General features: G+C 40.0%; 10 protein-coding genes. 2 read left to right on the top strand and 8 right to left on the bottom strand.

The window, feature by feature from the left end; translation table 11 throughout:
* Positions 1–4: 4 nt before the first annotated feature.
* The 8 genes from BY457_RS11675 to BY457_RS11635 form a co-directional block, all read right to left on the bottom strand.
* Positions 5–637, bottom strand: a complete 633-nt coding sequence (locus BY457_RS11675) for a hypothetical protein (RefSeq protein WP_106153507.1) — start codon at positions 635–637, stop codon at positions 5–7.
* An 85-nt stretch (positions 638–722) separates the two neighbouring features.
* The gene (locus tag BY457_RS11670; RefSeq protein ID WP_106153506.1) at positions 723–1,439 is read right to left on the bottom strand and encodes a M48 family metallopeptidase; all 717 of its coding nucleotides are present in this window, start codon (positions 1,437–1,439) and stop codon (positions 723–725) included.
* A gap of 343 nt (positions 1,440–1,782) precedes the next feature.
* Positions 1,783–4,908 carry a type I restriction endonuclease subunit R gene (locus BY457_RS11660; protein ID WP_106153505.1) on the bottom strand — a complete coding sequence of 1,042 codons (3,126 nt, stop codon included), beginning with the start codon at positions 4,906–4,908 and terminating at the stop codon, positions 1,783–1,785.
* Positions 4,909–4,910: 2 nt separating this feature from the next.
* Entirely contained in the window at positions 4,911–6,818 is a 1,908-nt protein-coding gene (locus BY457_RS11655) for a DUF262 domain-containing protein (RefSeq protein WP_181256466.1), read from the bottom strand.
* Positions 6,808–8,157 carry a DUF262 domain-containing protein gene (locus tag BY457_RS11650; RefSeq protein WP_106153503.1) on the bottom strand — a complete coding sequence of 450 codons (1,350 nt, stop codon included), beginning with the start codon at positions 8,155–8,157 and terminating at the stop codon, positions 6,808–6,810. The genes BY457_RS11655 and BY457_RS11650 overlap by 11 nt, the downstream gene beginning before the upstream one ends.
* Positions 8,158–8,251: 94 nt before the next feature.
* Positions 8,252–8,671 carry a GxxExxY protein gene (locus BY457_RS11645; protein ID WP_106153502.1) on the bottom strand — a complete coding sequence of 140 codons (420 nt, stop codon included), beginning with the start codon at positions 8,669–8,671 and terminating at the stop codon, positions 8,252–8,254.
* Positions 8,672–8,776: 105 nt separating this feature from the next.
* Positions 8,777–9,979, bottom strand: coding sequence for a restriction endonuclease subunit S (locus BY457_RS19030; RefSeq protein WP_181256465.1), 1,203 nt, complete (start codon positions 9,977–9,979; stop codon positions 8,777–8,779).
* A gap of 52 nt (positions 9,980–10,031) precedes the next feature.
* The gene (locus BY457_RS11635) at positions 10,032–12,476 is read right to left on the bottom strand and encodes an HsdM family class I SAM-dependent methyltransferase (protein ID WP_106153501.1); all 2,445 of its coding nucleotides are present in this window, start codon (positions 12,474–12,476) and stop codon (positions 10,032–10,034) included.
* A gap of 264 nt (positions 12,477–12,740) precedes the next feature.
* Here BY457_RS11635 and BY457_RS11630 point away from each other — a divergent pair, with 264 nt between their 5' ends.
* Both BY457_RS11630 and BY457_RS11625 read left to right on the top strand, forming a co-directional pair.
* Positions 12,741–13,577 carry a HipA family kinase gene (locus BY457_RS11630; protein ID WP_106153500.1) on the top strand — a complete coding sequence of 279 codons (837 nt, stop codon included), beginning with the start codon at positions 12,741–12,743 and terminating at the stop codon, positions 13,575–13,577.
* Entirely contained in the window at positions 13,577–14,446 is an 870-nt protein-coding gene (locus tag BY457_RS11625) for a hypothetical protein (protein WP_106153499.1), read from the top strand. Before BY457_RS11630 ends, BY457_RS11625 begins: the two co-directional genes overlap by 1 nt.
* The last annotated feature ends 4 nt before the right edge of the window (positions 14,447–14,450 follow it).

The following is a 14,450-nucleotide window of genomic DNA, read 5'->3' as shown; positions in this document are numbered from 1 at the left end:
CGTATTATTGAACTTGCCCTTTCCGCCAGGAATTCCTGCTCTTATCATCCTCTCTTTTCAAAAAGTTGTCCGTTTTTTTAGCAATTCTTTCCAGATAGTTAATCAGGTTTTCTTTTGACTCGGGAGGCGTGGTTTCCAGTCCCAACCCAAAGGAATCAAGAGCCCGGGAGAATCGGTCAAATTGATTTTTAAGAACTTGCATGTCGCTGGTTTCCCAATAATTGCCCTCGTCGGTAAGCGTAAAGTTTTTCAAATATTGACGGCTGATGTATCTGAAAAAATCGATGACGATTACATGGATATCTATACCCGCGAATTGTGTTTTCACGGATAGCAAATACATGTATTTTTCTGCCTCTGCGGGGTCACTGTCTTTCCACATTAGCAGGTGTAAAAGACTGCTCATCCTCCCGTCTTGTGTAAAACAAATATCAATGGTTTCACATTTGGGAGGAGTGATGCTGATGCCATAAATAAGGTCTTCGTTATAAGGGGGTACTTCATTGTCTGGAAAAGAGGTTTCAAAAATCTGATACTCCCAGTCGTGTGTTTTGGCCAGAGTTTGTACATCGGCAATAAGGCTGGGAAGGTCTTCCCTGTTTTTTATGGCGCCGCTGTAATGAAAGGATAATCCCATGGTATTTTTCTTTTGGTTAGATGTTTAGTAAAACTAATTACTTTTTGTAAAGATAATCCTTTGAATTGTTAATTCTTTAAGCGTACTAGTACTCCCATTCCGCATGGCTTACCGGAAGCCGGTTAAGTTCATCCCGCAGTTTTTGCCAGCCCGGAATGTATTGATCCATTAAAGCCCGGAAGCGGTCGTTGTGATGGCGTTCTAAGAGGTGAACAAGTTCATGAACAACAATGTATTCGATGCAGTGTTTTGGTTTCTTGGCCAATTCCAGGTTAAGCCAGATGCGTTTTTGCTCTGTATTGCAGGAGCCCCATTTTGTTTTCATTTTTTTAACTCCCCAGAAGGTGCATGAGACGCCTATTTTTTGTTGCCAGTAATCAATTAATTCCGGAAGAATCTTTTTGAGTTCGATGCGATACCATGCATCAATGAGTTTTTGAATACCTTCTTCATCTGTTCCTTTTTTTATATAAACATCCAGATAAGTTTTTCCGGGCATTACGGCTTTTGCTTTCCCGGTGGTTTCTTTGATGCGCAGTAAAAGACGCTGGCCGAGGAAATAGTGGCTTTCCCGTTCTTTATAAACCAGCGGAGCCAGACGCTCCTGGTTGATGTATTTTCGCTGATGCCGCTTTATCCAGGAGAGCTTTGAAATGGCGAAGAGCCGGACAGTTTCGTCATTGACATGCTCCGGTACGGCAATGCGAACCCTGCCTGAAGGGGGATAAACCGCCAGATGCATGTTTTTGATGTTTTTGCGGACAACATCGATGGTTATGTTGTTTATTGTTAGTTGGTGCATTAATTCCGTTTTGAGTTTTTTGTTGGAATTTCTGTACAAAGAAAGCCCCAATCATTGTTTTAATGATGTTCTCAGAATATCAGTCTAAAATAAGTTCTTTCTTTTTAATGTTCTTTTTGGCATTGCCCCAAAAAGAACCAAAAAGGTCTAGTCCGTTTTAACCTATCCTCCCGCAAAAGCCAAAATTTCCGGCCATTGCGCAAGGCATTGAAAGTCGCCCATTTTGACTTTTCGCTAACCGCCGGCCCGGAAAACGGACGGGCCACCGCGCCTTTCAAATTGTAATATTTGTTCTTTAATGGCAACTTTTCGTCTAATTGCAACAAACTTTCAGGGAATGTGGTTAATAATCGGTTCTGTTTTTAATCAAATCAAAGATGGCCTGTGCTTTCTCCTGGTCGGAATGACCATTTTCTTTAAGTGCTTCCTTAATGGCATTCAAGACCTTTTTTTGTTTGAATTTATTGTCGCGCCAGTCGTCTTTTTTATTGTACCGTATTTTTTCATCCACTGCGATGGCTAATTTTTCATCCTTTTCCAGATTGTCATATAATGCTTGTTTCCCTTCGGTGTTGACAGAAGACGGGTAGGGGGAGGATGCTCCCTGACCGGAACGTTTAACCTGTCGGGCCAGCTCCACAATTTTTTTAAGGTACTCCTTGTACTCCTGAGCTTTTAATTTCCGTAGTTTAATGATTTCATCCAACAGCACGCTCATTTTGTCGAAGTAAGCCGGATTGGTGGGGCGTTCTTCGATAATTACTTTACGGAGGTTGCTCTCAATGGCTTCGGACATAGACTCCGGGTTCTTCTTCAGTTTTTCAGGCATTTCATCGATGCCATCTACGCCTTTGGCAACGAGGAGATCTACCAGACCCAGTTCTTCGAAGCTTGCCAGTATTTTACTTTCTTCGGCACCTATGTAGGAATCGATCAGGTGACGCATGGCGGGTTCGTATTGTTTTAAGTCGATGTAATCGCCACTGAAGAGCTGGATTTCTTTGCGTACATTTTCAAAGAATTTGACTTCCTCCCGGATTTCGTAGATTTCTTTTTCGGAGTATCCGGCATCCATCAGTTCGTCGGCAATGTTAGCAAAAGCACGATTGAGCTTGGTAACCGCTTTGTAAAGTGCTTGGCGCCGTGGTTCGGTATCTTTAAGGTCGTCTTTATTCTCAGGATCGCCTACAAAGTGACGCTGAAACTGCAATTGTTCCTTTGGTGGCTCCACCGGTTCGATGAGTGCGCGGGCAGCTTCCTGTGCATCTTCAAGTCTTTCGCGGCTTTTGTCCAGTCTGTCTTTCAACAGGCCCTCCACATCCTCTTTGGCATAGGCATCAAAGGCCCCTGAAGTATAATCTTTGATAGACTTGTTCAGTGTTTTAAACAAGTCCTTGTAATCTACAATATAACCGTAATCTTTATCATCTCCGTCCAGACGGTTTACGCGACAGATGGCCTGAAACAGGCCATGGTCGCGCATGGATTTGTCGATGTAAAGATAGGTGGCGGGCGGCGCATCAAAGCCGGTAAGCAGTTTATCCACAACAATGAGCAGCTTCATCTGGCCCGGTTCTTCCACGAATTTCTTCTTTACCTCCGTTTCAAAAGTTTCCGGATCTTTGCCGTCCAGCATTTTGCGGTAAACTTCGTACTTCAGGAGTTTTTCAGTATCTCCTTCGCCTGTGGTTTCCCCTTTTATGTCATCTGCTGAAGGAGCATAAGAGGTGACGATGGCACATTTCTTTAGTCCTGCATCCTGAAAAAGCTGATAGTAACGACAGGCATTGTACACACTTTCGGAAACCAGCATGGCATTTCCCTGTCCGTTTTCAAGTCGTTCCTTGGTACCCATGTCCAGCATCACGTCGGCAACAATTTTGTCCAACCGTGAGCGGGAGCTGAATACTTTTTTCATGGTGCCCCATTTTTGTTTCAACTCGGCACGGGCCATATCGGTAAGTCCGCGGGTTTTGGCATCGAACCACTGGTCGATTTTGTCCATCGAAGTAATTTTCTGCTCTATGTCGCGCGCTTCATACTGCAAATCAAGCACCACTTTGTCGCTTACGGCCTCATCAAATTTATAGGTATGTATGTATTCCCCAAAGACCTCCAGACTGGTCTGTTTGTCTTTTTTGAGCAGAGGGGTACCCGTAAAACCAATGAATACAGCATTGGGTAAAAGCATCTTCATCCCATCGTGCAATTTTCCGCTCTGGGTGCGGTGGCACTCATCCACAAAGACAAAAAACTCGCCTTTTGCCCGAAAATCTGATGGCAAACCACGTTTTAGTTCCTGAAGGTAATTGTCCACCTCTTTGTCGTTCAGATCTTCTTTGCCACCAAATTTGTGTACCAGTGAGCAGATGAGCCAGGGTGAATTGTTGTCGAGTTGCTGAATAAGATCGCTTCCACTTTTGGTACGGTAGATGTCCTCATTCACACCCCGGTAAACTTTCTCAATTTGTTCGTCCAGTTCAGTTCTATCGGTAATGATCAGTACTCTGGCATTGCTGATGTTTTCACGAATCCATTTGGTGAGCCAAACCATGGTCAGGCTTTTTCCGCTTCCCTGGGTGTGCCAGATAATACCGCCTTCTCTTCGTCTTGAATGATCCTGTGCCGCTTTAACCCCGAAATACTGGTTGGGGCGGCATAGTTTTTTTACGCCGCGATCGAATACTATGAAATCGTGCAACAGCTCTATGAACCGCTCTTTATGGAGCATTTGAATGATGTTCTTGTCGAGGCGGTAATCGAAGCTGTCGGCCAGTCTTCTGATGGGTGCCGTTATCTCTAGCAGGTATTTATCATTGGGATTGGCTTCTTCACTTACTTCCTTCCACCGGAGGTAATATTTTTCAGTAGTATCGATGGTTCCATAGGCCAGGCCCTCATGATCGTTGCCAGCCATGATAAATTGCATGGTAGAGAAAAAGGGCTGTATGAACTCTTTCTTTTGGTTGTCGAGGTTTTGCCTGATGCCTTCGGAAATGGAGACGGTACTGCGTTTGAGCTCCAGCACACCCACCGCAATGCCGTTTATGTAAATGACGATGTCGGGCCGCTTTTTGTGGGTTCCATGAACCGACACCTCTTCGGCAATGGCAAAATCGTTGTACTTGGGATTTTCCCAGTCAAAAAGTTCCACATTTACCTTGTTTTGACCAATCCCCGGGGATACATTCACGCCGTAGCGCAGCAGTGAATAAACTTCTTTATTGACATCATAAAGGCTTTTGCTCTGGTCGCCTGCCACTTTCCTGAGCTTATCCATGGCTTTGGCAATAAGATCATCGCTGTATTTCTTCTGATATCTGAGAAAATCCTCCAACAAGGTCTCTTCGATATTGGAGTAGCGCATTTCTTTTTCCCAGTTACCAAGATAGCGATACCCCAGTGTGTCGCGAAATAATTTGACAATGCGGTCTTGCGTTTCCCGTTCGAGGTGGCCGATTTTGCTCATGGTTAAATGCTTTTTAGAATATCTTCCATTTCTTTTCCGTGCTTTAATATGGCTTTCTCATCCCATTCTTCTGGATAATTCATCATGACCTTCTGTTTTAAGCTGTCAATTCCTGCTTTGATGTAATAATCCTTTTTTGCTTCGGGTGTATGATTGGTTAGTCTTGAATTTTTACTGCTACTTAGCAAACATAGATTCCCAAAATTATCACATATTTCTTTTTTTAGTTTTTCAATATTAGCAACCGGATTTTGAGGGTAATAATGTTCTACACTGCTCCTAAATGCAAATTCAAATTTTTCATAACCTTCAGCTTTTCTTTTCCAGAGCTCAAAATCAAGGTAATTAAAAATAAAGTTTTCAACTTGAACCCCTTTATTCAGAATATCCCAATTGACATTTTTAGAGTTTTGTTTTGGGATTCCTTGGTTTTGGTAGATGATATCATAATAGTCGAGAGGTTCTTTTGCCAAAAAGCGGTCAAAAAAGAAAGCCTTACTCAAATCATGAAGGAAATATAAAAAACTTTGAGCCCCATAGAAGACAACATGGTAAAGTGCTGCATTTAACCAATGTTTGTAGATTTGAGTAGGTGAAGATACATGGAACATTGATAAAAGCATAATGATTTCTTTATTTTGACCATTTTCGTCTTCTCCAAAAGAATTAACATATCTTGGCTTGTCTTTTTCTAACTTCAATTGTTTTAGACTCCATTGTTCGTTGTCATTTAAAAATTCCCTTTTGATTATGTATTTATCAAATAAGAACCTTGTTTTTAATAAAGCAAAGCCAAATTCTTTTACGAAACATGGGCCTTTTTCAAGGTAATGGTTAAAGGTGTCTAAAAGACGTTTGTCATCAAGTGGAATATTTTCTTTTGTAACAATCCTTAATACGTGAAGTAAGAAATTGGGGAAAGAAACCACAGAGCTGAATCGTTCAGCATCGTTGCTTTTCGTTGATTCCAGATTTTGGTTATTTCTAGGTTGTTTTGTTATCTCTTCAATTGTTAATGAATCCTCATTGTAATCAAATGTATTAGTTTCATTCGATTCAATAATGGAATTCGCAATTTCATCGAGAGTACTGAATTGTAAATTGTTCCAATCTACTCCGAATATAATTTTTCGTTCATCCTTTTTCTGATTTCCTCTTGATGTAGAAAATCCGTATTGTACATATCGATCCATATCAGAGCAAGCTTCCCATATCAGATTGAATGAATATTTTAAGGAATCCTCATTTTTTAGAGTTTCCAGCATTTTTGCTTTTAAAATTTCATGCTTTTCCAATTGCTCACCACGGTTATTCATTATTTCGAAATAATGGTTTAAATCTGTGTCGTGAGGGACTTTTACCCTGAAAATTTTAACATTTTCAGTAAGAAAGCGAAAGAAATTAATGATGGTATTGTCTTCTTTTAATTCATTTTTTAAGAATTTAACGGTATCCCAATAGCCTTGCTTAATATTTGATTCATAGTTGATTTCATCACGAAAAAAGGGTTCCTTGCTGCCGTTAATTTCTGCAATAGCCTGGAGGGTGGATGTAGATTTCTTTCTGCTATCAAATGCCAAATTTAGTTCAAAGGGGAAATTATATATTTTGTCGTGATTGGCGAAGTTTCGTTTGATGGCACTAATTATAAGGTTAAGAGTAGTGAGTCTTTGTTGTCCATCAATAGTTTCGTAATAGGTGTGACCGTTGTGGCTTCTTTCATAAACAACCAATGTTCCAATATAATAATTAGTTTTATCTTTTAAGGCATAATCATACACATCTTGAATAAGCTGAGTGATTTCTTTCTCCTGCCATGCATAGTTTCTTTGGTAACGGGGAATGACATATTTACCTGTACTAAAAAGCTCCTTTATTGTTAATTCTTTTATATCGTTACTATTGTTCATATCCCATTTCATTAAAAAGGTTCACAATGTCTGTTGTTTTTGGGTTAGGTATTTTTCTGTAAGGGCCAGTTACATAAGTAGAGAATACTTCTTTGGGATGAGTGGCTTCTTTAATTATTTTAAATAAGGAAGGTTCATTTAAAGCATGGTTATCGATGGTAGCCAGTTGTATGCTGTAATGTTCTACACGTAATTTATAAGTCCAAATGAAAATTTTTTCAATTGCTCTTTCCATTTCAGTAAAACCAAATTTGTCTATATAAAAAATAAGGCAACAGTCAAATAATGCTCTGACATATCGATCTCCTTTTCTGAATTTTCCTGGATAATTATTCAATGTTTTTATGATGTTATTGTCAATAAAACCGTTGGTTGTTTCGGAAATCATTTTTTTATAGTGAGTAATAAACTCAAAAAATCGTTTTCCGTTAATTATTGCCTGATCCAATTGAAACGGGAAATTCATATGATTAAGGTCAATTTTTCTATTGATGTTTTGATTGTAACCTTCAATAAAATAATTGCTGATACGATAAATGGAGGCAAAAGGGTATGGCTCTTTTATCTCGGGTGAAATGCCCTTAAAAAGATCAACTTGATTTTTTGTGAATATGCGCGCAGAATAACCTTTTGACCAGTTTTTAATACGGAATAGATATTTTTCAAATAAACGTTCTAAAGTGTTTTGGTCCAAGCTTTCCCATTCTTCAATTATAGCATTTCGTTCCTGTTCTGCTGTTGTAGTTACCATTTCACGTAAATGAAAGGCCTTTAACAGATCATGAGGATATAGATCTTTCCCTCTTGCATTTTGAGAATCAAAAAACTGAAATGCCTCTGATACATCTGAAAGCTCTACTTTAACGAGTTGGCATTTATCATAAAAAAAACGAAGAGAGTCAAAATCAAATTCCTTTATCCTTTGTTTTATTTCGGCATAATTTTCCTTAATGTTTTGTTTGGAAATTGAATTCTTGAGTGGAGATTTAGAAAATAGGTTTGGTGTTACAAGATGATACTTTTCTTTTGAAGCTATCTTTTTTATTTTTTCATTTTCCAATAAAGCCAGTGCAATAAGCAAAATGGTAATACTTCTTTGCTGACCATCAACAATATTCAATATATCCATTTCGTCCTTATGAAAAACAATCGTGCCGATTCTGTATGCTGATTTGTCCTTATGCGTGATAATGTCATCAAGTAATTGATTGACATTTTTAATCTTCCATTTGTAAGGACGTTGGTAAACTGGAATTTGCAATCCATCTAAGGTAAGTAAGTCTTTTATAGATATTATGTCTGTATTTAATTGATTTTTTTCACTTGTTGTCTGAGCCATAATTTTATATAATTTTCCAGATTACCTGTTTTGTTGTTATTCACTCTCCTAAATTGTAGCCACTTAGCGCCGAACAATTGTCTGCACCACTGATTTATGTGATTTCAGGATTCCCCTGATTTTTTTGGTTGAACTTGCGATTAACAATCCGTTTATGCTGGAGGCTTTTGGAACCAAAATTGATGAGCAGCCCCACTTCAAGATCATAAGCTTCCAGGTAGTTGATGGCCTGGGCGAGATTGGTATCATCCAGAGTAGTTACGGCCTTTATTTCAACCGATACCACTCCTTCCACCAGGAAATCGACCCTGCGTGTACCGATTTGTTGGTTCCGGTAATAAATGGGCATGGTATGCTCACGGCTGAAAGAAATACCAGTTTCTTCCATCTCGATGGCCAGAGCTCTTTGGTAAATGACTTCTTGAAATCCATTGCCTAAGGCAGAATGTACTCTCATGGCACAACCAATGACATTGCCGGTAATGTCCGAGTATTTGTAGTTAGGGTTAATCATAGTATTCTATTTAGTTGGTTTTAAGTTAGCTTTTTGAAAAAATAATAATCCATCAAATAATTACAGTCCACCCAATAATCATAGCCCATCAAAAAATCACATAAATCAGTGGTTCAGACGTTTTTTCCCCGTCAGCAACTCCTGCATCATGCCCGTTTTCATTTGTTTGTATTTGGAAAGCTGGGTTTCCAGTTGCTCTATTTCGGTGTCCATTGAGGAAAGTACTTTAGATATTTTATTTTGTTCTGAAAAGTTAGGTATTCTGAACTTTATGTTACCTAATGCACTTCTTGATATTCTTTTATGTGTTGTTCCTCCAACATTTTCACTAATACATTTAAACCATTCGGATGTTGAAAATAATTGAACAAGAAATTTTCTGTTGATTTTATCCTCATGTGGTCTACAGATTGTAACATCAACAGAAGTGACAATTTTTGATTCCCCTATTTCTGGTAAGATACAGGCACGCCCAGCTGGTTCTGCAAGACGACAAATTAATAAATCTCCTTTTTGGAGTAGCTTACAATGGAGCTTATTGAATGACTCGTTAATTAAGTATTTTTTATTTGTCTTATCGACAAAATTACCAATACCGATATTCCCAGTTTGTAAAATTCTTATACCTTGATTACTAATGTGATTTGCTTCAATCCAATCTCCATCATCAAAAAGTTCTTTTTTGTTATTAGTTAAGTTGAAAAGAGTCGTCTCCACCCATCCCTCTTTCGGCCTCAACAACTCCTGCATAGCCCCCTGTTGGATGAGGCGTTTTTTATGGATGAGTTTTTCCTGAGCATCAATGAGGGCATCCATATCGGACAGGGCGTTGGCGATGGCGGTTTGTTCGGCGAGGGTTGGGGGGAGGGGGATTAAAAGATTTTCAATTGTTTTAGCATTTAGGCTAGGAACTCCAGAAGCTTCATTGTATGCATACCAATTAATTGAACAAAAATTATAGAAAAGATATTTTGCCGAATATTCCTTATTGACCTCAGAATAAAACAATGTATCAACTGTCCAAAATGGAGTATCCATATAAAGAGGCTTGTTGATAGTGCCTTTTCTGCCTATTAATACTGATGGCTTATTATATAGGTATTCTTTTGCAAAGCCAATATTTCCTCCGGTGGCCAGAATTGGATAATTGCCAAAAGCAGAAGCAACTAACTTTTGGGATTTTCCATGTCTAATTTGAAGAGTTGCCCCAATTGGTTTTACCTCCCAATCCTCCGGAATCACCCCAACTTCTGTTTTCTGATAGCCTTCCGGTATATCTGTTTGTTTTCTTTCCATTGACTGCACCATGATGTGTTGAATTTTCCTGATTACCTAAATTTTTCTTCAATTAATTGTTGGTTTACCAGTTGTACTTCATGGCTTTCAGGTGTTCCTCCACTTTTGCCTTCAGGTGTTCCACGTTGTTGGTAAGTTGGGGCAGGGTGCTTTGGTAGCGTTCGGCCAAAGTTTTGATGCGTGTGGTAAGGCGGTGGCTGATGGCCTCCATTTCATTGTTGATGCGACGGTTGATTTCGGCCATCCACTTTTGCTCAATCACTATTTCTTTAATATCCTCTATTGTGAGCGGGGGATAGGCCTGTATGAGTTGTTCCTCCAGTTCGGTAAGAGCGGTTTTGATGTCAACCTTTAGTGTGGCTTCTTTGTCCATCAGTTTTTTGTATTGCTTCAGGATGGCAGTCTGGGTTTTGTCGGATTTGTCAACCTCCTTAAGAGCGGCATTGAGGGAAGCCTTAGTGATTTTCCCTTTGTCATCCAAGGCATCGGCCAAAGGCCCGTCTCCCGTGCCATGCTCTTCACGCATGCTCTCCATTTCTGCCACAGTACTGTCGAGTTGGTTTTGCAACTTGTCAACAGCGGTTTTTTGTTCCGACAGTCGTTCCTCAATCATCAGTCCGGTGGGAATGAGACGGCCGGAGAGACCGTCAATGCCGGGGATGTCTTTAAGTCCCCTTTTTGTTTTTCGGGTAAGCCGTGTCAGTATGTTTCCTGCTTCCCAGCCCTCGGCGGCAATTTCGTACAAATCGTCCTGCATGGTTTCCGACCAGTAATCCATCAATTGTTGATAGATGTCGTAACGGTCGAGCAGGCCTTTTTGTCCCGGGTGCAACCCTTTATCCTTGTAAGCATCAAGAATATTTTCTGAGATATGATTGATGACTGCTTTGGGGTGGCACTCTTTATTCAGTGATCTTAAATTATCTATTGATTGGGTCTGCCAGGCATTGAAAATATTCTGCATTTTACCTGAGAAATTTTTGAAATCGGGATGGTCGAAAATGATTTTTCGAATCTCTTCGGCTGGCGTTTTCAGTTCGAAGTAACCCTCCCGACTGGCCGGGGTAAAGAGGTCTTCTTTCATGTTGGGATAGACCTCCCAGAAACTACTCAGTGCATCAATGTCGCGTTGAGGAATTCCCCCGTTGAGGTGGGCATCAATATCCTGAATGTCTTCCTCCTCCTGGGTGTCGATGTAGCGGGGCAGATTGAGGTTGAAATCATTTTTGGGGTCAGCGATTTCGGTAAATGGCACCATCCGGCTGTAGCCGGGAATCTTTAGCTGTTTGGTAAAAGTGTCCACCATTTTGTGGATGTCCTGCGAGCGCAGTCGGTTTTTGTTGCCGTCTTTCATGAAACCTTTGGCCGCGTTGATCATGAAAATTCCCTTGCGCTGAGCTGCATTTTCTTTGTCAAGGACAATGATACAAGCAGCAATGCCCGTTCCGTAGAAAAGGTTGTCGGGTAATCCGATGATGCCTTTGATGTAGCCGCGCTTTACAATGTTGCGGCGTATTTCACTTTCAATGTTGCCCCTGAAGAGTACACCGAGCGGCATAATGATGGCCGCTTTTCCTTTGCTTTTTAAAGACTTGAGCAGATGCAGCAGAAAAGCATAATCGCCGTTCTTTTGGGGTGGAATACCAAATCCATCAAACCGTTCGTAAATGTCGTTGGCTTCATCCAGCCCATTGCTCCATGCCTTAGTGGAGAATGGGGGATTGGCCACTGCATAGTCGAACTTCTTGAGGCCGCTGTTTTCTTTTTCCAGAAACAAGGGCTCCGCAATGGTGTTTCCCTGCAGGATTTCAGCATCCGGATGTCCGTGTAACCACATATTCATGACTGCCAGGGCACGGGTGGCATTGTCCATCTCCTGACCGTAAATGGTAATGCCGTTGGGGGCTTCATCGGCCGCTTTCAGCAGCAGCGAACCCGATCCGCATGCCATGTCATAAAGGGTTTCCGATGGACTTTGCGACTGTTCTATACCAATCAATTTGGCCATAACACGAGAGACTTCGGCAGGCGTGTAAAACTGACCTTTGCTTTTGCCACTCTCCGTCGCAAAATGGCGCATAAGATATTCATAAGCATCGCCGAGCAGATCGTCATTCTCAACACGGTTACTTCGGAAATTGAGTGATTCATTCTCAAAAATTTCAATGAGGTTAGAAAGCCGGTCCACCTTGTCTTTACCCTTTCCGAGTTTTTCGTCATCATTAAAATCGGCTACGGTGATGATACCATTGAGGCTGTTTGCCCCTGCCAGTTTTCCGATGATGATGTTCATCTGGTTACCAATATCGGGCTGACCCTTGAGCTTTACCATATCGTAGAAGCTGCCACCTTCGGGAATATCCACGAGTTTGTCGCCTTTGTCGGATACATATTTCATAAAAAGCAAAACCAATACATAATCTTTGTACTGGCTTGCATCCATACTACCTCTAAGTTCGTCGCAGCTGGCCCACAGGGAGCTGTATAGTTCCGATTTTTTGATTGCCATTGTTTAGTAATGAGTTTGTTGTAATGTTTTATGTTGTGGTGTCAGGCTTGGTAAACAGGTCTGATTTTTCGAATGCCTAAGTTAATATTTTTGGGTGGAAAGACAACGGGGGTAGGTAAGGGGTATTTGGTTTTTTGCGGGGTAATCGGAACTGGTATTGGTTGTGATTATTTTGAGTAATCAGTATAAAGAAAAAAGAGTTTTCATTGGAAAATATTGTCAAAGCTCTTGAAAATGTTATATTTGAAGGGATGATATGAAAAAATGGAAAAACTAACCCCCTTGCTGCATAGAGAGGGAATCTCAATAATAAAGGAGATTCCCACTGATGGTCATACCCCGTTGAAAGTGTTGGGAGATGATTATAATCAATATGTAGTTAAGGCATTAAAAAACAGTCATGATAAAAATTCATTGATTAATGAGTTTTTAGGGTATTACTTTCTGCGATTATGGGATATCCCTACCCCGGAAGTTGCGGTTGTTAGTATAGATCCTGAATTGATTTCTCAAACCGAGGGGTTGAGTGTAAGGCACAAGCCTTTTTTGTATGAAAATATATGTTTCGGTTCTCAATGGATTGAGAATTCAATAGAACTGGAAGCCTTCATATCATTAGATAAGTTTAAACGGGAGTTGAATAATCCGGAGGATTTTTTCCGTTTGGCTTTATTTGATATCTGGATAGCCAATGAAGACCGGAACCCCGGCAATAACAACCTGCTATTGTGCCCGGATGGAGAAAAACTAATTACCATTACCGCGATTGATCATGCATTTATTTTAGCATCTGGCGGATATGATTATCTAATGCCTGAAGAGTTGATGTTTAGTTATAATGAATCGATTTTGCACCATCAGGCATGCAGGACGTTGAAGCGAAAAATCAAAGCTGATATTATATGGATGGACAAAGCGAGAGAAAGTTTCTATCTTTGTATTGAGGAGTGCAGACAACATTTTGATGAAATTTGTGGTTATATTCCTGATGGGCTTGAATTTACCCCGGAGGAACAACAAAATATTCATGCCTTTCTTTTCTCGGAAGTACGTAACAAAAAAGTATTTGAGGAGTATAGTCTTATTCTAAGTAAAATGTAATGAAAACTTTTTATAGTCTTATAAAGATATCACCTAATTCCCTGTCTGACGATAGTTTGGTAATAGGGATGATATTGTCTGACCAGAAAGGTTTTCGTTATAAGTTTTCTCAAAGAAAGAAGAGAATTGCAAAGGGGATTTTAACCAGTGATTCCAGGGTATTAGATTATCTGGAGAAAGAGATCACCCATAAGCTTGATGAGTTAAATACCCTTGCAAAAAAGTCAAAAGCAGAACCGGAAATTTTTGATTTGAAAAGTTCATTCAGTTCTGAGTATTTTGAATATTTGTCGCGATACAGCAATGGACTTTTAAAATTTACAGCACCTAATTTTATCACCGACCAGGTGAATGCTGAAAAGTTTCAAAAACTCTTTAGAATGTTTGTTGATCAGGTTGAAGAAACGGAGATTAATCCGGAAAAGGAAGAAGAGAAACATTTTAATGAGCGCATTAACACCAATCTTATTGAACGGGTAAAAGAGAAGGTTCATATTCATAAAAAGTTTGATCACAATTTCACTCCATCTCTTGTTACCCCTTTTGAAATGGATTGTGTGGGCAGGAACGGAGTCTTTGTAGGTGCTAAGTCACTATATTTTACGCATTCCAGAGACAAAATTCATAAAGCTACCACCAGTTATGTGAATTTAATCGTTCATCTTTCCTATGGTCACCAAAAGGAGCCTTTTGAAAATAAATTTTTCCTGATTGCAGATGAACCTGAACAAAAGAAGTCATTTGAACATCAGATTTGGAATGATTTAAGAAAAAAGGAAAGATTGTTTAGCGTAATAAGTTCAGATGATGCCTCTATGGTTGCTGAGACGATTGAGAATAGCGGGGCATCTAAATTTCTGGACTTGTAGAGGA

This window comes from Marinilabilia salmonicolor (assembly GCF_003003035.1).
Lineage (GTDB): Bacteria > Bacteroidota > Bacteroidia > Bacteroidales > Marinilabiliaceae > Marinilabilia > Marinilabilia salmonicolor_A.
This window is presented reverse-complemented; position numbering and strand designations above follow the sequence as displayed.

Bases quoted from the DNA above. Each gene is read 5' to 3' on its own strand.
- BY457_RS11675 (WP_106153507.1), bottom strand. From the start codon at position 637: ATGGGATTATCCTTTCATTACAGCGGCGCCATAAAAAACAGGGAAGAC.
- BY457_RS11670 (WP_106153506.1), bottom strand. From the start codon at position 1,439: ATGCACCAACTAACAATAAACAACATAACCATCGATGTTGTCCGCAAA.
- BY457_RS11660 (WP_106153505.1), bottom strand. From the start codon at position 4,908: ATGAGCAAAATCGGCCACCTCGAACGGGAAACGCAAGACCGCATTGTC.
- BY457_RS11655 (WP_181256466.1), bottom strand. From the start codon at position 6,818: ATGAACAATAGTAACGATATAAAAGAATTAACAATAAAGGAGCTTTTT.
- BY457_RS11650 (WP_106153503.1), bottom strand. From the start codon at position 8,157: ATGGCTCAGACAACAAGTGAAAAAAATCAATTAAATACAGACATAATA.
- BY457_RS11645 (WP_106153502.1), bottom strand. From the start codon at position 8,671: ATGATTAACCCTAACTACAAATACTCGGACATTACCGGCAATGTCATT.
- BY457_RS19030 (WP_181256465.1), bottom strand. From the start codon at position 9,979: ATGGTGCAGTCAATGGAAAGAAAACAAACAGATATACCGGAAGGCTAT.
- BY457_RS11635 (WP_106153501.1), bottom strand. From the start codon at position 12,476: ATGGCAATCAAAAAATCGGAACTATACAGCTCCCTGTGGGCCAGCTGC.
- BY457_RS11630 (WP_106153500.1), top strand. From the start codon at position 12,741: ATGGAAAAACTAACCCCCTTGCTGCATAGAGAGGGAATCTCAATAATA.
- BY457_RS11625 (WP_106153499.1), top strand. From the start codon at position 13,577: ATGAAAACTTTTTATAGTCTTATAAAGATATCACCTAATTCCCTGTCT.